Below are 18,944 nucleotides of genomic sequence, written 5' to 3'. Positions count from 1 at the left end.
ATCTTCCAGGTCGCCGATTACGGACTGGTCGGCGATATCTTCACCGTCCTGCCGGAACTGACGGAGAAGATCTGAGCATGAGCCAGTCCGCCCCGGACAACGTTCCGGCTGAGGTCTATCGCTACAGCTACCACATGGGCTTCGGCGACTGCGACCCGGCCGGGATCGCCTATACCGGGGCGCTGGTGAATGCCGCGCTGCGCGCCATCGACCGCTTCCTGGGGGACGTGACGGCGGGGCGGGGCTGGTATGCCATGTCGGTCAGCCTGGGCGCGGGGATGCCCTTCGCCCATCTGGACGTGGACTTCGTCAGCCCCGTGCGGGGCGACGCGGACCTGGATTTCACCGTGGAGGTGACCCGGCTCGGGCAGACCTCGATCGGGTTCCGGGCGACCGGATGGCAGCGCAGCGAGGCCTGTTTTTCGCTGAACAGCGTCAACGTCTTCATTTCGCGCGGGGAAGGCAAGCAGCCGCTTCCGGACTGGCTGCGCGCGGCGCTTGCGCCGTATCTGGCCTGACCGGCGCGCAGGCTGCCAGAGATGTGAGACAGCAACCGCCGGACCGCCCTTTCCGGGCGGTCTGGCCGCCTTGTCAGCGGTTCCTGAACTCCGGCTTCCGCTTCTCGCTGAAGGCGGTCATGCCTTCGCGGCGGTCCTCGACGGCGAAGGTCGAATAAAGCAGGCGGCGCTCCAGGTGGATGCCCTCGGCGAGATGTGTCTCATAGGCCTTGTTCACGGCCTCCTTCGCAATCATCACGATGGGGCGCGAGGAGTGGGCGATCTCCTGAGCGACCTCGATGGCCACCGGCAAGTGCTGGCCATCGGGCACGACGCGGCTGACGAGGCCGCAGGCGCGGGCCTCCTCGGCCGTCAGGCGCCGGCCGGTCAGGATCATGTCCATCGCCAGCGCCTTGCCCGCTACCCGTGTCAGCCGCTGCGTGCCGCCCGCGCCGGGTATGATGCCAATTTTGGTTTCCGGCAGGGCAAAGCGGGCGCATTCGGCGGCGATGATGATGTCGCACATCATCGCCAGCTCGAACCCGCCGCCGATCGCATGGCCCGACACGGCAGCGATGGTCGGCTTGCGGCAGCGGGCGATGCGTTCCCAGGTTGCGGTGATGAACTGCTCGTCGAAGACGTCGATGAAGCTCTTGTCGCGGATTTCCTTGATGTCGGCGCCCGCGGCGAAGGCCTTGTCCGAACCTGTCAGGACGAGGACATTGATCCCGTCATCTTGCTCCATCTCGTCCACCGCCTGGCCGAGTTCGGTGGTGATCCGGGCGTTGAGGGCGTTCAGCGCCTCGGGGCGGTTCAGGGTGATGATGCCGACGGTGCCGTCGCGGGCGGTCAGGATGGTCTGGTAGCTCATGCGGCCCCCTGCGGTTCGGCGATGGAGATGACGATCTTGCCCATGCGGTCGGCTTCCTCGAGCCGGGCGAAGGCGGCAGGGACCTCGGCCAGCGGATAGACGCTGTCGATGGGGGGCACGAAGGCGCCGGTCTCGAAGGCACGGACGAGGCGGCGAAATTCTTCCAGGCTGCCCATCGTCGAGCCGTGGATCGACAGCTGCCGCACGAAGAGCCGCTGGATGTCGGCCGAAGGATGCGCGCCGGTGGTGGCCCCGCAGGTCGCCAGGTGCCCGCCCCGCGCCATGATCCGCAGCGAGGCGCCCCAAGTCTTTTCCCCCACGTTGTCGATGACGAGGTCGGCGCCCTCGTCGTCCGTCAGGGCCAGGACCTGTTTCACCATGTCGCTGTCGCGGTAGTCCACGGCCTCGACGCCAAGGCTGCGGAAATGGGCCAGCTTCTCTTCCCCCGAGGTGGAGACGATGACGCGCGCCCCGGCCATCCGGGCCAGCTGCATGGCGGCATAGGCGACGCCGCCGCCCGCGCCCTGGATGAAGACGATCCGCCCCGGGCCGATGGCCACCTTGCCGAAGACCATGCGCCAGGCGGTCAGATAGGCCACGCCCAGGGTCGCTGCCTGATGCAGGTCGGCATCGGGCGACAGTCGGACCAGCGCGCGTTCGGGCACGGCCATGACCTGCGCGAAGGTGCCGTCGACATGTTCCCCGAAGATGTGTGCGCGGGTGCAGAGCGGCTGGTCGCCCGCGAGGCAGTAGCGGCACCGCCCGCAGAAATCGTAGGGATACAGGATCACCCGGTCCCCGGATCGGAAAGCCGAGCCGGGGCCGGCTTCCAGCACCTCGCCCACGCCGTCGACGCCCATCACCAGCGGCAGTTCGTGGGTGATCCCCGCACCCGAATCGCGCATGTAGAGATCGACGCGGTTCACCGAAGCGGCCAGCATCCTCACCAGCACACCATCCTCGGACCGGGACGGCGGATCGATTCGCGTCAGGCGCGGACCCGCGGCGCCCTGTTCGTGCAGCACGACGGCTTCCATCTGCTCTCTCCCTTACAGATAGATCAATGTATTGAGATAGAAGCTATCAATGCTGATCCATCATGTCGAGCGTTACAACAAAGCAAATCGATTGATTGGGAAGTTGTATGACAGTATATTGTCTTAATTAGTGGAGGAGCGACCATGGCCCTTGATCCCGACACCCGAGACCAGCTTATCGCCGGCATCCGCCGCTTCGTGGACGAGCAGCTGATCCCACGCGAACCCGAGGTGGCGGAAACCGACGCTATCCCCGCCGACGTGGTCGAGGGGATGCGCGAGATGGGCCTGTTCGGCCTGTCGATCCCCGAGGAATATGGCGGTCTCGGCCTCACGATGGAGGAAGAGGTGCTGGTCGGCTTCGAGATCGGCCGCGCCGCTCCCGCCTTCCGGTCCATGTTCGCCACCAACGTCGGCATCGGCAGCCAAGGCATCGTAATCGACGGCACCGACGAGCAGAAGGCGAAATACCTGCCCGGCCTTGCCTCGGGCGAGATCATCGGCTCCTTCGCGCTGACAGAGCCGGACGTGGGCTCCGACGCTGGCAGTGTGCGAACTACCGCCCGGCGCGACGGCGCCCATTATGTCCTGAACGGCACCAAGCGCTTCATCACCAACGCGCCGCATGCGGGGCTGTTCACCGTCATGGCGCGCACCGACCCCGAGAAGAAGGGTGCGGCGGGCGTCTCTGCCTTCGCCGTCGAGTCGGGGACGCCCGGCCTGTCGGTGGGCAAGCCCGAGAAGAAGATGGGCCAGCAGGGCGCCCATGTGGCCGACGTCATCTTCCAGGATTGCCGCGTGCCCGCCTCGGCCCTCATCGGCGGCGTCGAGGGGCAGGGCTTCAAGACGGCGATGAAGGTGCTGGACAAGGGCCGGCTCGGCATCGCCGCCGCCTGCACCGGCCTGGCGGAACGGATGATCGACGACATGGTCGCCTATGCCACAGAACGGAAGCAGTTCGGCCGCGCCATCGCCGACTTCCAGCTGATCCAGGCGATGTTCGCCGACAGCAAGGCCGAGGCCATGGCGACCCGCGCCCTGGTGCTGGACGCCGCCCGCCGCCGCGACGCGGGCGAGGACGTGTCCATGGCCGCGGCCTGCGCCAAGATGTTCGCCTCCGAGATGGTGGGCCGGGTCGCCGACCGCAACGTGCAGGTTCACGGTGGCAACGGCTATATCCGCGAATACCGCGCCGAGCAGCTGTTCCGCGACGCCCGCCTTTACCGCATCTATGAGGGCACGACCCAGATCCAGCAGACCATCATCGCGAAGGCTCTCGTCGCCGACGCAAGAGAGCGGCTTGGTGGCTGATCTGAGTGCTTGATGGTGTGAGCCGGTGGCTGCCTGCTGCTGGACGAGCCGACCGAGGGGCTGGCGCCCGTCATCATCGACGCGATCGGCCCGGTCCTAGGCGCGGGCATCGTGATCGCGCTGCAGAACCTGCTGGCGACCTCGGCCTTCCCGGTGACGATCATCACCGGGCTGGTCTTCATGGTCTGCGTCATGCTGTTCCGCCGCGGGCTGATCGGAGAACTGGCCCATTCCCGCCTCGGCCGCGCCCTCGGCCTGCGCCCGCCGGGGTGAGTATCTTTCTGAACCTGGAAGCGGCCACTTAGCTTTGCAACCCAGAATTCGTCAGCATTTTCGCCACGGATATAAAGTGAAACACCAAGATGGGAGTAGGCCGAGCTGGAACATCTCGCTATGCATACGGTGCACAATCTTCTGAAAGATCCAAGGAGCTGGATCGCTTCCCAATCAGCGCGGGGCTGGATGAGCGATACGGCAGCCGACATCATGGTGAAGACCAAACGGTGATCCGGCAGCGGCGACATGGAGCGGTGATCTCCTGACAACAGAGAAGGGCAGGGGGTGACTGTAAGGTTGCACGCTTTCTCTGGGTGTCCCACGCCGGAGTGTCGCGGGACACACCCAGGCTAACCCATTGTCCCTATTACTCCCCATTTTGTCTTTGAGATTGGACATTACAGCGGTAGATGCCGCTTTCCCGAAAAGCCACGTCGATGTGGTCGCGCCCGATACGATAGGCCGCGACGCCCGAATCCGGCTTGGGGTAGGGCGTGAAGCCTGCGGGCAGGTCAGGCGGCAAAGCCGCGTCCCCGGCCCAATACCGGGTCGCAGTCGGGCCGGGGCAGGGCAATCGAGGGATCACCCGGACCTTCCTGCATGTCGGGGACAAGGCCGCCCGGATAGGCGCCGACCACGGCAAAATCCTCGCTTTGTCCGCGATTGCAATGGGCGAGCCCCGCGGGAATCACGACGACGTCGCCGGCCTCGATCCGGTGGACCTCGCCCTCGGGGCCGCCCAGCTGGAGGTCGGCCCAACCGGCGTAGCAGCCCAAGCTCTCATGCGTGGTCGCGTGGTAATGGTGCCAGTCATAGACGCCATTGCGCCAGGACCCGGTCCAGCCGTTCGCGGCGAAGGTATCCTCGAACCACTCGGGGCGCGGCTCGCCCGCGCCCTTGTGGATCAGCGGCCCGCTCACCGCCGCAGCCGGGCGATCAGGGACGAGGTGTCCCAGCGACCGCCCCCCATCTGCTGGACGTCCTTGTAGAACTGATCCACCAGCGCGGTGACGGGCAGGCTCGCGCCCGTCTCGTCGGCCGTGGAAAGGCAGATGCCCAGATCCTTGCGCATCCAGTCCACCGCAAAGCCGAAGTCGAACTTGCCCTCGGCCATTGACTTGTGGCGGTTCTGCATCTGCCAGCTTCCGGCGGCGCCCTGGCTGATGACCTCGACCACCTCGGGAATGGACAGGCCCGCGCGCTCGGCGAAGTTCAGCGACTCGGCCAGGCCCTGCACCAGCCCGGCAATGGCGATCTGGTTGCACATCTTGGTCAGCTGGCCCGCGCCGCTGTCGCCCATGCGGCGGCAGATGCGGGCGTAAGCCGCCATCACCGGCTCGGCGGCTGCGTAATCCTGTTCGGAGCCGCCGCACATGATGGACAGCTGCCCGTTCTCGGCCCCCGCCTGTCCGCCCGAGACGGGAGCGTCCACGAAGCCCAGCCCCGCCTCGCGCGCGGACTGCGCCAGCTCGCGCGTGACCTGCGCCGACACGGTGGTGTGATCGACGAAGATCGCGCCCTTGGCCATCCCGGCAAAGGCGCCGTCCTCGCCGGTGCAGACCTGCCGCACGTCGTCGTCGTTGCCCACGCAGGCCATCACGAACTCGGCACCCTTGGCTGCGGCGCGGGGCGTCGTCGCGTGCCGGCCCTTGTGGCGGCTGGACCAGGCCTCGGCCTTGGCGGCGGTGCGGTTGTAGACGGTCACCTCGTGGCCCGCGGCGGCCAGATGGCCCGCCATCGGGAAGCCCATCACGCCCAGTCCCAGAAACGCTACTCGTGCCATCCCGTCCCCTTGGTCTGCCGCGTTGAAAAGGCGCGGCCTCTGCCCTATCAGCCTTGCACATTCCATTGCCCCCGTGCCCCGGTCAACCGGCGCCCCTCGTTTTCAAGGACGTCCGCCCCTCATGCTTTCGCTGTTTCGCTGGCTGGTCCGGCTGACCATCGGCCTGATGATCGGCTTCGTGGGTGCGGCGGTGCTGACCTGGTATTTCGCCGTCCGCTCGCTGCCCGATTATGACGCGCAACTGGCGCTGCCGGGGATCGAGCAGCGGGTCGAGATCGTCCGCACGACCGAGAACGTTCCCCATATCCTGGCCACAACCGACCACGACGCCTTCTTCGCGCTGGGATTCGCCCATGCGCAGGACCGGCTGTTCCAGATGGTGGTGCTGCGCCGCGCAGCGCAGGGACGGCTGGCCGAGATGTTCGGGGAACGCGCCTATGCGACCGACGACCTTTCCCGGCGGCTGGGGCTGTGGCGCAACGCCGAGGCCTCGCTGGAGGCGCAGGACGAGCCGACCCGCGCCGCGCTGCAGGCCTATGCCGACGGCGTGAACGCCTGGGTCGAGCAGGTGAACAAGGGCGCCCTTGGTCGCGGCGCGCCCGAGTTCTTCCTGCTGCCGGGCGACATCGCCTATTGGCAGCCGGCGGATTCGCTGGCGATCCTCAAGCTGGTGGCGGCAGGCGCCTCGGGTCAGGTCGCGGCCGAGGTGACGCGGGCGCGCGTCTCGCTGGCAGTGCCGGAACGTGCGGCGGATCTGACGGGCGCCGTGGGCGAGCCTCCGCTGCCGCCCTACGCGTCGCTGTTCGGCGGCGGGGCGCGCTTCGTGGCCCCGGCCGAGGAGACCCTGTCCGATTGGTTCGCCTCGCTTGTGGGTTATGTAGCCATCGGGCGCGGCACCACGGCCAACGCCTTTGCGGCTGCTCCTGCGCGAACGGCCGCCGGTGCGCCGCTGCTGGCCAACGATCCCCATGTGGCGCTGACCGCGCCCTCGCTGTGGTATCTGGCACGGATGGACCTGCAGGCGGGCAGCGTCATCGGCGGCACGATCCCCGGCATTCCCGCGATCCTGACGGGCCGCAACCCCGGCCTCGCCTGGGGCCTGACGCCCGCCTGGGTGGACGATCAGGACATCGTGATGGAGGAGGTCCAGCCTGGCGCCCCCGACCGCTATCTGGGCGACGGCGGCTGGCGCGACTTCACGACCCGGCAGGAGGTGATCCGCGTGCTGGATGCCGAGGATCGCCGCATCACCCTGCGCGAAAGCGATGCCGGCCCCGTCATTCCGCCTGCCCATCTAGGGCTGGCCGAGGTGACGCCCGCAGGATATGTCCCCGCGCTGCGCTGGACCGGACTGTCGGACCGGGACACGACCATGAGCGCGCTGGTGGCGCTGATGCAGGCCACCGACCGGGCCCAGGCGCAGCGTGCCGCCACGGGCATCATGGCCCCGGCACTCGAGGTCACCCTGGCGGATACCGCGGGCGTGGCGCAGGTGCTGGCCGGGACGATCCCGCGCCGTCCGGCGGATCATCCCACGGGCGGCCGGATGCCCGCGCCGGGCCGCGATGCCCGCGTGCGCTGGCTGGACCCGCTGCCGCCAACTGCGCCCCTGCGCGTGACCGCACCCCTGCAGGGGATGGTCGCGGCCACGGGCGCGGAAACGGCAATCGGTGCCGGAACCGCGCTGATCCCGCCCCCCGCCGGAGCCGCCGCGCCTTCCGGCGTGGAGGTGGTTCCGATCGCGGCGGGCTCTGTCCTTGCCGAGCCGCAGCCGGGCCCGGCTGAAGACACGGCTGGCCCCGATACGGCGCCGCTACCCGAGGCAACGCCGTCGGTCCTCGAAAGCCTCGGCCACGACCGCGACGATCCGCTGCGGCTGTCGCGGCTGTCGCGCCTGCTGGCCCTGCGCGAGATCCATTCGCGCGACAGCTTCATCGACGCACAACTCGACACCGTCAGCCCGGCGGCGCGCGCGCTTCTGCCGTTGGTGGGCGCGAACCTGTGGTTCACGGGCGAACCCGCCGCCCCCGGCACGCCCGAGCGGCAGCGGCAGGACGCGCTGGCGCTGCTGGCCGAATGGGACGGCAACATGGGCGAGCACCTGCCCGAACCGCTGATCTACTCCGCCTGGATGCGCCGCCTGCAGGAGCGGCTGACACATGACGAACTCGGCGGCCTCGCAACCGAGCTGGCAGGTCGCCTGCGGCCGGCTTTCATCGAACGCGTCTTCCGCAACACCGACGGCGCGGCCGCCTGGTGCGACGTGGTCCAGTCCGCGCCAGTCGAGGATTGCGCCACCATCGCCCGGCAGGCGCTGGACGCGGCGCTGATCGACCTGTCGGACCGCTTCGGCCCCGAGGTGGAAAGCTGGCGCTGGGGCGATGCGCATGTAGCCCGTCACGATCACCCCGCGCTGGGGCGGATGCCGATCCTGAACTGGGTCGTTAGCCTCGTGCAGTCCACCTCGGGCGACGGTTCCAGCATCGCCCGCGCCCCGGTTCTGGGGGCCGAGGAGAACCCCTGGGCTGCCGTCGGGGGGGCGGGCTATCGCGGCGTCTATGATCTCGCCGATCCCGACAGCTCGGTCTTCGTGATCGCAACGGGGCAGTCGGGGCACCCGCTGTCGCGCCATTACGACGACCTGTCCGAACGCTGGCGGCGCGGCGAGTACGTGACGATGTCGCTCGACCCGACGCTCGCCCGCGCGGGTGCCCGGGGGATCACGGTGCTGTCTCCGGCGGAATGATCGCAGGACTGGCCGTCTGCCGCCCTGCGACACGGCATGAAAAAGGCCCGCCCGGATCGCTCCGGCGGGCCTTCCTGCATTCATGATCCGGCGATCAGACGGCCTTCTTCAGTGCCTCGACCAGATCCGTGCGTTCCCAGCTGAAACCGCCATCCGCCTCGGGTGCGCGGCCGAAATGGCCATACGCGGCGGTGCGGCGATAGATCGGCTTGCACAGGTCCAGCTGGTCGCGGATGCCCTTTGGCGTCAGATCCATGACCTCGCCCACGGCCTTCTCGATCTGCGCATCCGGCACCTTCCCGGTGCCGAAGGTGTCCGCATAGATCGACAGCGGGCGCGCCACGCCGATGGCATAGCTCAGCTGGATGACGCAGCGCTCGGCAAGGCCCGCCGCCACGACGTTCTTCGCCAGATAGCGCGCCGCATAGGCGGCCGAACGGTCCACCTTGGTCGGGTCCTTGCCAGAGAACGCGCCGCCACCATGCGGGGCCGCGCCGCCATAGGTGTCCACGATGATCTTGCGCCCGGTCAGCCCCGCGTCCCCGTCCGGGCCGCCGATGACGAACTTGCCGGTCGGGTTGACGTGCCAGATGGTCTTCTCGGTCAGCCAGCCCTGGGGCAGCATCTCGCGCACATAGGGCTCCACGATGGCGCGGATGTCGTCCGATGTCTGCGCCTCGTCCTTGTGCTGGTGGCTGACGACGATCTGCGTGACCTCGACGGGCTTGCCGTCTTCGTAGCGCAGGGACAGCTGCGACTTGGCATCGGGTCCGAGAGTCGGTTCCGCGCCGGACTTCCGCGCCTCGGCCAGCCGCCGCAGGATCGCATGGGCATACTGGATCGGGGCAGGCATCAACTCGGGCGTCTCGTTCACGGCATAGCCGAACATGATCCCCTGGTCGCCGGCGCCGCCGTTGCCGACCCCCTGCCAGATATGGGCCGACTGCTGGTGCAGGAAGTTCAGGACGTGGCAGGTGTTCCAGTGGAACTTCTCCTGCTCGTAGCCGATGTCGCGGATCACCTTGCGGGCGATCTCGGGGACGTCGCCCATGACCTCGGCCAGCCGGGCCTCGTCCTTGAGGCCGATCTCGCCGCCGATCACCACAGTCGAGGTGGTGGCGAAGGCCTCGCAGGCCACGCGGGCGGCGGGTTCCTCGGCCAGCAGCGCGTCGAGAACCGCGTCAGAAATCTGGTCGCACAATTTGTCGGGATGCCCTTCCGAGACGGACTCGGAGGTGAAGACGTAGTTCTGACGGGACATGCTCGCTCCATTGGGTTCAAGACCGCGCCACGCCAGGAAGCCGTTGTGGGGGTCGATGACCGGCCTACGCGACCCGCCCTTTCACGTCAATGTCTTGCGCCTGCGGCCAAATGCCAGCGCAGCCAGCGCGGCTGCCATCAGCCCCAGCATCGGCGCGTCGCCCCAGCGCCACCAGAGCGTCGGTGGCAGGGCGCCGGGCAGCCGCGAATCGATCACCCCCGCCTCGTTCAGGGGCAGCGTGGCGCGGACCCGGCCTTGCGCGTCGATGGCAGCCGAGATGCCGGTGTTGGCCGCGCGCAGGACCGGCAGCCCGGACTGGATCGCCCGCAACCGTGCCTGCGCAAGATGCTGGTAGGGACCGGACCAGGTGCCGAACCAGGCGTCGTTGGTGATCTGCAGGATCCAGGCCGGGCGTTCGGCGCGGATCAGATGACGCTCGAAGATCGCCTCATAGCAGATCATCGGCTGGAAGGGGGGCAGGCCCCGGAGCGTCATGACCTGCGGGCCGGGCCCCGAGGTATAGCCGTGGCCATGCCGGGCAGCGAAAGCGGTGATGCCGAAGCGCGCCAGGGCGTCGCCCCATGGGATGTATTCGCCGAAAGGGACCAGGTGGAACTTGTCATAGACCGGGCCGATGCGGGCGTCGGCGGTGAACTCGACAAGGCTGTTGAACCATGCCGCGCCCTCGCTGCGCTGGATGCCGGTGATGGTCGTCGCACCCGAGGACAGGGCGATGTCGGCCAGCACGGGCTCGGCGTCCTCCAGCAGGAAGGACACGGCGGTTTCGGGCCAGACCACCGCGTCGGGGAAGCCGATCCCCATCTCGGGCTTCAGCGGCAGGGCCGAAAGGCCCGTCAGGCGCAGGTAGAAGACGGGGGCCCACTCGGGGCTCCATTTCAGGGTCTGGTCGGCGTTGGGCTGGACCAGACGGATGATCTCGGGCCGGTCGGCGGGCAGGGGCTGGTTCAACCGGGCAAGGCCCGCGAACCAGGCCGCGGCAATCAGCATGGCCGCATTGGCAAGCCCGTACCAGGGGCGACTGCCCGTAACGCCCAAGGCCACCAGCAGCGCCGCCGCCAATGTCAGGGCCGACAGTCCCATGGCCCCGAACCACGCGGCGAGTTGCCCTGCGGGTGTATCGATCCAGACATGGCCCGTCAGCGCCCAGGGAAAGCCGGTGAAGATCCAGCCGCGCAACCAATCCGAGACAATGAGCGCCAGCGCCACCGCCGCCAGACGGCTGGGCATGTTCCATCCAAGCCGATACGCGGCCCACGAGGGGACGGCCCAGAAGAGCCCGCCGCCCGCCGCCGTCAGCACAAGCGCAAAGGGCGACATCCAGCCGTAGATATCGGCTTCCACCAGAAAGGGTTGGGTGATCCAGAACAGCGCAAGCGCAAAGTGGCCCGTGCCGATGACCAGCGCCCGCAGCAGCGCAGCGCGGGCCGAGGGAGCTTGGCTCACGCGCCACAGCATCGCCGCCAGCGCCAGCACCGTCAGCGGCCACAGCCCCCAAGGTGCCTGGCCGAGCGCGGCGGCCAGGCCGATGGCAAGGTCCGCCGCGATCCAGCCCAAGGCGGCGCGCCGGGCAAGACGCGGCCGCGGACTGGCAAGCGACGCCTCCGACGGGCGCATGGGCGGGATCAGGCGCCTTCGGCGGGCTCGGCGTCCCGGCTGGCAGGCGCCTCGGTTTCGGCAACGGGCAGCGCCGGGCCGTCAGCCGCTTCGTCCGGTCGCTGCTCGGTCGCGCCTTCCGCCGCCGGGCTGTCCCCCGAGGCGTCCACCTCGGCCACGCCTTGGACGGCCGGTTCCACGTCTCCTGCACCAGCCTCCGATGCGGTCGGGACATCGGGCGTCGAGACGCCTGCGTCCGCCGCCTCGCTGCCGCTTTCGCCAGCAGGGAAAGCCGAAGCCTCGGCAGCCTTGTCTTCCCCAGCGCCATTCGCACCGGCGGAGCCTGCAACAGCCTCTTGCGGGGGCGCAGCTTCAGGCAGGACGCCCTCGGCCGCGTTTTCTTCCGCCGCCGCCTTGGCGGGCGACTTGCGGCGCGTGCGAGGCGCACGCTTCTTGGCAGGCTTTTCGGCCTGCGGTTCGGCGGCTGGCTCTGCCGCCGCCTCGGTTGCTGCTTCCTCGGCCGCAGCATCATCCGAGGGCGCAGCTGCATCCTGCCCTGGCTTCACCGCCTCGTCAGCAGCCGTCTCGGCATCGGCCACCACGCGGGGCGAGCGGCTGCGGCGCGAACGGCTGCGCTTCTGGGGCGCTTCGGCTGCCGCAGCGTCCGGCACCTCGGTCACGGCCACGGCTTCCGCCATCAGTTCCTCGGCTTTCGGCTCATCGGCCACCGTTTCGGAGGCCGAGGGCTTGTTGGCGTTGGCGGCCATGCGCGCCTCGGTCACGGTCAAGGCATCGCTGAAGCTCGTCAGCAGGAAGTCGGGCGTGTGATCGCCCATGCCGACCACGCTCGGGCCGCGATCCCGGTCGCGGTAGCGCTCGCGCCGGTCGTCGCGGCGGTCCTCGCGCCCATTGTCGCGGCGTTCATCGCGGCGCTCGCACGGACGTTCCTGACGTTCGTCGGCGCGGCCGTTCCGTGCGTCACTGCCATTCGGCCCGCGCGGCTCGGGCGCACGCTCCGGCGTGCGCTTCTCCTCGAGGACCACCTCGGCCGCCTCGACCGGTTCCCTGACGCTTTCCTCGCGCGGCGAGTTGCGGCGAGAGCGGGTGCGCGTCGGCGCGCCGCGCGAACTGCCGCGCTCGGACGCGGGGCGCGGAGGCTTCTGCGCGGCGTCGGACAGGCGGAAACCTTCGGGGGCGCTGGCGCGGGGCAGGCTCTGCTTGACCAGGTTCTCGATGGCCGAAAGGTATTTCTCGTCCACGGGCGTCCCTATGGAAATCGCCGTGCCTTCGCGGCCGGCCCGGCCGGTGCGGCCGATGCGGTGAACATAGTCCTCGGCATGGCTCGGCAGGTCGAAGTTGAAGACATGGCTCACCGCCGGGATGTCGAGCCCCCGCGCCGCCACGTCGGACGCCACGAGGAAGCGCAGCGTCCCTTCGCGGAAGCCGTCCAGCGTCGCCATGCGGACGCGCTGGTCCAGGTCGCCGTGGATGGGCGCGGCGTCATAGCCATGCGCTTTCAGCGACTTGGCGACGATGTCCACGTCGGTCTTGCGGTTGCAGAAGATAATGGCGTTCTTCAGGCCCTCGCCCTCGGCGTCGATCAGCGCCCGCAGCAGCTCGCGCTTCTGCTTGGCGGTCTGGTCCTTGCGCGTGGGGGTCAGCTCGACCAGACGCTGGGTGATCGTTTCGCTGGTCGTGGCCTGGCGCGCGACCTCGATGCGTTCGGGGGCGTGCAGGAAGGTGTCGGTGATCCGCTCGATCTCGGGCGCCATGGTGGCCGAGAAGAACAGCGTCTGCCGGGTGAAGGGGGTCAGCTGGAAGATCCGCTCGATGTCGGGGATGAAGCCCATGTCGAGCATCCGGTCGGCCTCGTCCACGACCATGATCTGGACGCCCGTCAGCAGCAGCTTGCCGCGCTCGAAATGGTCCAGCAGGCGGCCGGGGGTGGCGATCAGCACGTCCACGCCGCGGTCGATGAGCTTGTCCTGCTCGCCGAAGGAGACGCCGCCGATCAGCAGCGCCTTGGTCAGTTTGGTGTGCTTGGCATAGGTGTCGAAGTTCTCGGCCACCTGCGCGGCCAGTTCCCGCGTCGGCGCCAGCACGAGGCTGCGCGGCATCCGCGCCCGCGCCCGGCCGCGGCCCAGCAGGGTGATCATCGGCAGGGTGAAGCTGGCAGTCTTGCCGGTGCCGGTCTGGGCAATGCCCAGCACGTCGCGGCCTTCCAGCGCGGGCGGAATGGCGCCGGCCTGAATGGGGGTAGGGGTCTCATAGCCCGCCTCGGCAATCGCCTGCAGAACCTTGGGGTCGAGCTTGAGATCGGAGAATTTCGTCATCGGGGTCTTTCGAAAGGAGGTGTCGCTGTCCGACGCGCCAATTTGCGCGATAAGCGGGACGCGGCCTTCCATGCGCCCCTCGGTCGCCCGCCGGATGCGGGCCTCGCGCACCTACAGCAGAACGTGCCGAAGGTCAAATGAAAGCGCGATTGCAGGAAGGTGGGCGCAGGGCCCAAGGGTTTCAAGTCGCACCGGAACATCGCGCCTTCGGTTGCGGCGGGCGGGCCGCTTCGCTATCGCAGGGCGGACAGGATGAGAGAGACATGAATATCTTCGCAGACATCCGCGCCCTGGTGATCCGCGCGCTGACCGACCTGACCGAAGCGGGCCAACTGCCCGGCAACCTCGATTTCAGCGCCGTGGCCGTCGAGCCGCCGCGCGACCCCGCCCATGGCGACATGGCCACCAACGCCGCGATGGTGCTGGCCAAGCCCGCTGGCATGAAGCCGCGCGAGATTGCCGACCTTCTGGCTGCGCGGCTGACCGGCGATCCCCGCGTCGCAAGCGCCGAGGTCGCGGGGCCCGGCTTCCTGAACCTACGCCTTGCCCCCGGCATCTGGGCCGAGGTGCTGCGCGCGGCCCTGTCCGCCCCGGCCGACTATGGCCGCGTGCCTCCGGGGCAGGGCCAGAGGATCAACGTCGAGTTCGTCAGCGCCAACCCCACCGGGCCCATGCATGTGGGACACATGCGCGGCGCGGTCTTCGGCGATGCGCTCGCGAACCTTCTGCAGTTCGCGGGCGAGGACGTGACCCGCGAATACTACATCAACGACGGTGGGGCGCAGGTCGATGTGCTGGCGCGCTCGGCCTATGAACGCTACCGCGAGGCGCATGGCCTGGAACCCCAGATCGTCGAAGGCCTGTATCCCGGCGACTACCTGATCCCCGTGGGCGAGGCGCTGAAGGCGCGTTACGGCGACAGTCTGCTCGATCGCCCCGAATCCGAATGGCTGGCCGAGGTGCGCGACTTCGGCACCGAGGCCATGATGCAGATGATCCGCGGGGATCTGGAGCTGCTGGGCGTCACGATGGACGTCTATTCCTCGGAAAAGGCGCTGTACGGCACCGGCCGGATCGAATCCGCCATCGACCGCCTGCGGTCCGAGGGCCTGATCTACGAGGGCGTGCTGGAGCCCCCCAAGGGCAAGACCCCCGAGGACTGGGAGCCGCGCGAACAGACGCTGTTCCGGTCCACCGCGCATGGCGACGATGTGGACCGGCCGGTCAAGAAGTCGGACGGTTCCTGGACCTATTTCGCCCCCGACATCGCCTATCACTGGGACAAGATCGACCGCGGCTTCGACCAGCTGATCGACATCTTCGGCGCCGACCACGGCGGCTATGTCAAGCGGATGCAGGCCGCCGTCTCGGCGCTGTCAAACGGGCGCGTGCCGCTTGACGTCAAGCTGATCCAGCTGGTGAAGCTCTTCAAGAACGGCGAGCCCTTCAAGATGTCCAAGCGCGCGGGCACCTTTGTCACCCTGCGCGACGTGGTGGAACAGGCGGGGCGCGACGTCACCCGCTTCCACATGCTGACGCGCAAGAACGACGCGGCGCTGGACTTCGACTTCGACAAGGTGCTGGAACAGTCCAAGGACAACCCGGTCTGGTACGTCCAGTATGCCAGCGCCCGCATCAACAGCGTGCTGCGCCGGGCAGGCGAGATGGGCGCGGACATTTCCGATGCCGCGCTTGCGCAGGCCGACCTTGGCTCGCTGGATCATCCGGCGCAGCAGGCACTGGCCCGCCGCATTTCAGAATGGCCACGCATCGTCGAGATCGCCGCCCGCGCGCATGAGCCGCACCGGATCGCCTTCTTCCTCTACGATCTCGCCTCGGACCTGCACGCCCTGTGGAACCGCGGCAACGACGAGGTGACGCTGCGTTTCGTGCAGGATGGTGACATCGCCGCAACATCGGCGAAAATCGCATTGGCCCGCGCGGTCGGCGTTGTCATTTCAGCAGGTTTGGGTATCTTGGGCGTCACTCCGGCAAAGGAAATGCGCTGAGCAAGACGCATCCAGCCACGGAGTGACGAGCGGTCAACGAAAACCGGGCCATAACCGGTGGACAGGCAGGACAGATACGATGACGGTGGTGGATTTCCGCTCCGGCGGGTACGACGACTCGCGTGGGTCTTACGGGCACGGCGACACGGACATTCCCTACAGGGCACATGACTGGAATGCCGAGGACTGGGACGAGCTGGCCCTTGAGGGCCAGCCGGACGGTGCCCGTTTGTCCGACCGCAGCGGCGTCCTTGGCCGGGTCGCCCGTCTGACGCACTATCTGGGCGCACTTGTTTCCGTGGTCCTCATGCTCGCCCTGCTTGTCTGGGGCTACCAGCTGGTCGTCCGCGACGTGTCGGGCGTTCCCGTCATCCGCGCGGTCGAGGGCGAGGCCCGGATCGCGCCGGAGGAACCCGGCGGAATGCTGTCGGACCGCGAGGGTCTTGCCGTCAACGACGTCGCCGCCGGCGCCGAAAGCGCCCCGGTCGAGCGGGTCGCCATTGCCCCCGCGCCGACCGCGCTGGACGGGCAGGACGTGGCAATGGGCGAGCTTGGCGCCACGGCGCGTGAGCCTGCCGCCATTGACGAGATCGTCGAACCGGCCGGTACCCCCGCCATAGCCATGAGCGACGCCGAATCCGCGCGCCAGGCCGTGCTGGAAGCCGAGGCCGAAGCTGCCGCAATGGCCACGGGCGTTCCCGCCGTCGCCCCGGCCGAGGCCGACAGCGTCTCGGTTGCCGCGGCCGTCACCGACACGAACGGCCAGCCCGCGCTGGACACCGCCATCACCGCCGCCTTGGCAGAAGCCGGCGCCGCGCCTTCGGTCGCCACCCCCACCCGCCCGCTGCCGCGTCCGCGCCGCATCGCTGCGGTGGCTCCGGCCGCCAGCGCCCCTGCTGCCGCGGCAGAGACCGTGAGCGATGCCGCGCCTGCCGCCGAGGCGCCCGTCGCAACCCCTCCGGTCCAAGTCGCCTCGGGTGCTCCGCTGGTGCAGATCGGCGCCTTTGACAGCGGCGCCATCGCCGAAAGCGAGTGGAGCCGCATCTCGGGCCGTTATGGCGACCTGTTCGCGGGCAAGGCTCCGGTCGTCCAGCAGCACAAGGCGGGCGGGCGCACCTTCTATCGCCTTCGCATCGCCGGCTTCGAGTCCCGGGACGAGGCGCGCAAGTTCTGCGCCGCCCTCATCGCCGCGGGCAACGACTGCATCCCCGCAGCCGCCCAGTGACAGGCGCGACGGCAACCGAGCCCGCGACAGCCCCGACCGTGCAGGCCGGGGCTTCGTCGTCCACTGGTCATGGCGCGACGATCCTGGGGGTCGAGGGACTGGCGCTTTCCCCCGACGAGCGCGCCTTCCTGCGCGACGCGGACCCTTGGGGCTTCATTCTTTTCGCCCGCAACGTGGCCGATCCAGACCAACTGCGCCGCCTGACGGATGACCTGCGCGAGGCTGTAGGCCGCGACGCGCTGGTGATGGTCGATCAGGAGGGCGGGCGCGTCCAGCGCTTGCGGGCGCCGCACTGGACCGACTGGCCCGCTGCCATGGACAGCGCCGCCGACGGTCCCCGCGCTGTCTATCTGCGCCACCGGCTGATGGGGCAGGAATTGCGCGCGGTGGGTATCGACGCCGACGCCGCGCCCTGTCTCGACATCGCGGACCATGCCACGCACCCTTTCCTGCGCAACCGCTGCTTCGGCAGGGACGCCGAAACGGTGACCCTCATGGGACAGGCCGCTGCGGACGGGCTGCTGGCCGCCGGAGTGCTGCCGATCGTCAAGCACATGCCGGGCCACGGCCGGACGAGGGTGGACAGCCACCACGACCTTCCGGTGCTTGATGTGGCGCTCGACGATCTCGACACTACCGACTTCGCGCCCTTCCGCGCGCTGAGCGATCTGGCGCTGGGAATGACCGCACATATCCGGCTGACGCAACTCGATGACCGCCCTGCGACAGCCTCGCCCGCAGCCATCCGGCTGATCCGCGAGCGCATCGGCTTCAAGGGCCTGCTGATGAGCGACGACATCGGCATGAACGCCCTGAGCGGCACCCCCGCCGAGCGCGCCACCGCCGCCGTCGCCGCAGGCTGCGACCTTGTGCTCGCCTGCAATCTCACCCGCGCCGAGTTTGAACAGGTCAGCGAGGCCGCCGGCCGCATGAGCCCCAAGGCACAGGTCCGCGCCAAGGCCGCACTGGCCCGCCGGGGCCCGCCCGACCCGGCCTCGCCCGCCGACCTGCGCGCCGAACTCGCCGCACTCCTTGCTGGCTAAGGCGCCGGAGGCTTCTTCTTCGCCCAAGTATCCCGGGGTAAGCGCTGCAGGCGCGAGGGGCAGCGCCCCTCCTTACACCAGCCACTCCCGCGCCAGCCCGGGCAGGTCCGCGAAACGCTCCAGCACATGATCCGGGGACAGCCGCGAGATCCCGGCGCCTTCCGGCCCGAAGCCGATCAGCGACACGCGCACCCCCGCGGCCCGCGCGGTCTTCACGTCCGTTTCCGTGTCGCCGAGCAGGAAGGACCGCGAAACCTCTCCGCCCGCCTGCGTGACGGCGGCGCGATAGGGGCGGGGATCGGGCTTGCGGACGGGCAGACTGTCGGCGCCGATCATGCCGCCGAAATGTTCACGCACATTCAAGGCGGACAGCAGTTTCTCGGCCAGCACCAAGGGCTTGTTCGTACAGATCGCCAGCCGGAACCCCTCGGCAGCCAAGGCGTGCAGCGCAGGTTCGACGCCATCGTAAAGACGGGTGCTGTCGGCCAGGCAGTCGTCGTAGAAGGAGAGTAAGCGGGGAAAGTCCACCTCCTCGGCGTCAGGGGGCAGCAGGGTGTCGGCGGGCACTCTCGCATAGCCCGCGCGCAGCATGGCGCGGCCGCCGTGGAAGGCGATGCCCGCGTCCGCCGCCGGGTCCAGCAGCCGTCCTAGGCCCCGGCTTTCAAAACAGGCATTCGCTGCCGCGATCAGGTCCGCCGCGGTGTCCGCCAGTGTTCCGTCCAGGTCGAACACCACCGTGCCACGATCCATGCCCATGTTCCGTAACCTTTCGACAAATTCTGTGACCGGGCGCACCCTTCCGTCTTGCAGCGCGCCTAGCTAGAACGCTGGCAAAGATCAATGAACGGGCGGGGCGGGCGGATGACGGACAAGGCGGTGGCGCTGGTGGTGCTGGCGGCGGGGCAGGGCAGCCGGATGCTGTCGGACCTGCCCAAGGT

Annotated in this window: 13 protein-coding genes, 2 pseudogenes and 1 riboswitch; of the genes and pseudogenes, 7 read left to right on the top strand and 8 right to left on the bottom strand. The window is 68.8% G+C overall.

Going from position 1 to position 18,944, the window contains the following annotated elements; genetic code table 11:
- Positions 1–77: 77 nt before the first annotated feature.
- Positions 78–518, top strand: a complete 441-nt coding sequence (locus ACFFII_RS17185; RefSeq protein WP_377700098.1) for an acyl-CoA thioesterase — start codon at positions 78–80, stop codon at positions 516–518.
- 73 nt (positions 519–591) lie between these two features.
- On the opposite strand, the gene ACFFII_RS17180 is transcribed toward ACFFII_RS17185, so the two are convergent.
- Together ACFFII_RS17180 and ACFFII_RS17175 are read right to left on the bottom strand one after the other, a co-directional pair.
- The gene (locus ACFFII_RS17180; protein ID WP_377700097.1) at positions 592–1,368 is read right to left on the bottom strand and encodes an enoyl-CoA hydratase-related protein; all 777 of its coding nucleotides are present in this window, start codon (positions 1,366–1,368) and stop codon (positions 592–594) included.
- Positions 1,365–2,405, bottom strand: coding sequence for a zinc-binding dehydrogenase (locus ACFFII_RS17175; RefSeq protein ID WP_377700096.1), 1,041 nt, complete (start codon positions 2,403–2,405; stop codon positions 1,365–1,367). The genes ACFFII_RS17180 and ACFFII_RS17175 overlap by 4 nt, the downstream gene beginning before the upstream one ends.
- A gap of 144 nt (positions 2,406–2,549) precedes the next feature.
- Here ACFFII_RS17175 and ACFFII_RS17170 point away from each other — a divergent pair, with 144 nt between their 5' ends.
- Both ACFFII_RS17170 and ACFFII_RS17165 read left to right on the top strand, forming a co-directional pair.
- Positions 2,550–3,716 (top strand): acyl-CoA dehydrogenase family protein, encoded by a 1,167-nt coding sequence (locus ACFFII_RS17170; protein WP_377700095.1) that lies wholly within the window; start codon positions 2,550–2,552, stop codon positions 3,714–3,716.
- An 84-nt stretch (positions 3,717–3,800) separates the two neighbouring features.
- Positions 3,801–3,989, top strand: a pseudogene (locus ACFFII_RS17165) (branched-chain amino acid ABC transporter permease); the annotation flags it as partial.
- A 515-nt stretch (positions 3,990–4,504) separates the two neighbouring features.
- On the opposite strand, the gene ACFFII_RS17160 reads toward ACFFII_RS17165, so the two are convergent.
- Entirely contained in the window at positions 4,505–4,912 is a 408-nt protein-coding gene (locus tag ACFFII_RS17160) for a cupin (RefSeq protein WP_377700094.1), read from the bottom strand.
- Positions 4,909–5,775, bottom strand: a complete 867-nt coding sequence (locus ACFFII_RS17155; protein WP_377700093.1) for an NAD(P)-dependent oxidoreductase — start codon at positions 5,773–5,775, stop codon at positions 4,909–4,911. Before ACFFII_RS17155 ends, ACFFII_RS17160 begins: the two co-directional genes overlap by 4 nt.
- A gap of 121 nt (positions 5,776–5,896) precedes the next feature.
- Between ACFFII_RS17155 and ACFFII_RS17150 the strand changes: the two genes are divergently transcribed.
- The gene (locus tag ACFFII_RS17150; RefSeq protein WP_377700092.1) at positions 5,897–8,521 is read left to right on the top strand and encodes a penicillin acylase family protein; all 2,625 of its coding nucleotides are present in this window, start codon (positions 5,897–5,899) and stop codon (positions 8,519–8,521) included.
- A 94-nt stretch (positions 8,522–8,615) separates the two neighbouring features.
- Here the strand turns inward: ACFFII_RS17150 and metK are convergent, their stop codons facing one another.
- The 3 genes and pseudogenes from metK to ACFFII_RS17135 form a co-directional block, all read right to left on the bottom strand.
- A complete protein-coding gene (metK, locus tag ACFFII_RS17145; RefSeq protein WP_377700091.1) occupies positions 8,616–9,782 on the bottom strand; it encodes a methionine adenosyltransferase in 1,167 nt (388 codons plus the stop codon).
- A 3-nt stretch (positions 9,783–9,785) separates the two neighbouring features.
- Positions 9,786–9,837: riboswitch (SAM-SAH riboswitch) on the bottom strand.
- Between the two features lie 26 nt (positions 9,838–9,863).
- The gene (gene lnt / locus ACFFII_RS17140; protein ID WP_377700090.1) at positions 9,864–11,417 is read right to left on the bottom strand and encodes an apolipoprotein N-acyltransferase; all 1,554 of its coding nucleotides are present in this window, start codon (positions 11,415–11,417) and stop codon (positions 9,864–9,866) included.
- A gap of 776 nt (positions 11,418–12,193) precedes the next feature.
- Positions 12,194–13,729: pseudogene (locus ACFFII_RS17135) on the bottom strand (DEAD/DEAH box helicase); the annotation flags it as partial.
- A 263-nt stretch (positions 13,730–13,992) separates the two neighbouring features.
- Between ACFFII_RS17135 and argS the strand changes: the two are divergent.
- The 3 genes from argS to nagZ all read left to right on the top strand — a co-directional run bounded on the left by argS (position 13,993) and on the right by nagZ (position 18,006).
- Positions 13,993–15,738, top strand: coding sequence for an arginine--tRNA ligase (argS, locus tag ACFFII_RS17130; protein ID WP_377700089.1), 1,746 nt, complete (start codon positions 13,993–13,995; stop codon positions 15,736–15,738).
- A gap of 79 nt (positions 15,739–15,817) precedes the next feature.
- Positions 15,818–16,963, top strand: coding sequence for an SPOR domain-containing protein (locus ACFFII_RS17125; protein ID WP_377700088.1), 1,146 nt, complete (start codon positions 15,818–15,820; stop codon positions 16,961–16,963).
- A 38-nt stretch (positions 16,964–17,001) separates the two neighbouring features.
- Positions 17,002–18,006: a beta-N-acetylhexosaminidase gene (nagZ, locus tag ACFFII_RS17120; RefSeq protein ID WP_377700099.1), complete on the top strand. Its 1,005-nt coding sequence runs from the start codon at positions 17,002–17,004 to the stop codon at positions 18,004–18,006.
- Between the two features lie 72 nt (positions 18,007–18,078).
- On the opposite strand, the gene ACFFII_RS17115 is transcribed toward nagZ, so the two are convergent.
- The gene (locus ACFFII_RS17115) at positions 18,079–18,762 is read right to left on the bottom strand and encodes an HAD-IA family hydrolase (protein ID WP_377700087.1); all 684 of its coding nucleotides are present in this window, start codon (positions 18,760–18,762) and stop codon (positions 18,079–18,081) included.
- Positions 18,763–18,944: the final 182 nt, after the last annotated feature.

The sequence above is a fragment of the Paracoccus niistensis genome, assembly GCF_042432925.1.
GTDB classification, from domain to species: Bacteria; Pseudomonadota; Alphaproteobacteria; order Rhodobacterales; family Rhodobacteraceae; genus Paracoccus; species Paracoccus niistensis.
The sequence above is the reverse complement of the archived record's forward strand: the minus strand, read 5'-3'. Positions and strand labels throughout refer to the sequence as shown.

Excerpts from the sequence above, each read along its gene's own strand:
- ACFFII_RS17185 (WP_377700098.1), top strand. The coding sequence starts at position 78 with ATGAGCCAGTCCGCCCCGGACAACGTTCCGGCTGAGGTCTATCGCTAC.
- ACFFII_RS17180 (WP_377700097.1), bottom strand. The coding sequence starts at position 1,368 with ATGAGCTACCAGACCATCCTGACCGCCCGCGACGGCACCGTCGGCATC.
- ACFFII_RS17175 (WP_377700096.1), bottom strand. The coding sequence starts at position 2,405 with ATGGAAGCCGTCGTGCTGCACGAACAGGGCGCCGCGGGTCCGCGCCTG.
- ACFFII_RS17170 (WP_377700095.1), top strand. The coding sequence starts at position 2,550 with ATGGCCCTTGATCCCGACACCCGAGACCAGCTTATCGCCGGCATCCGC.
- ACFFII_RS17155 (WP_377700093.1), bottom strand. The coding sequence starts at position 5,775 with ATGGCACGAGTAGCGTTTCTGGGACTGGGCGTGATGGGCTTCCCGATG.
- ACFFII_RS17150 (WP_377700092.1), top strand. The coding sequence starts at position 5,897 with ATGCTTTCGCTGTTTCGCTGGCTGGTCCGGCTGACCATCGGCCTGATG.
- metK (WP_377700091.1), bottom strand. The coding sequence starts at position 9,782 with ATGTCCCGTCAGAACTACGTCTTCACCTCCGAGTCCGTCTCGGAAGGG.
- lnt (WP_377700090.1), bottom strand. The coding sequence starts at position 11,417 with ATGCGCCCGTCGGAGGCGTCGCTTGCCAGTCCGCGGCCGCGTCTTGCC.
- argS (WP_377700089.1), top strand. The coding sequence starts at position 13,993 with ATGAATATCTTCGCAGACATCCGCGCCCTGGTGATCCGCGCGCTGACC.
- ACFFII_RS17125 (WP_377700088.1), top strand. The coding sequence starts at position 15,818 with ATGACGGTGGTGGATTTCCGCTCCGGCGGGTACGACGACTCGCGTGGG.
- ACFFII_RS17115 (WP_377700087.1), bottom strand. The coding sequence starts at position 18,762 with ATGGGCATGGATCGTGGCACGGTGGTGTTCGACCTGGACGGAACACTG.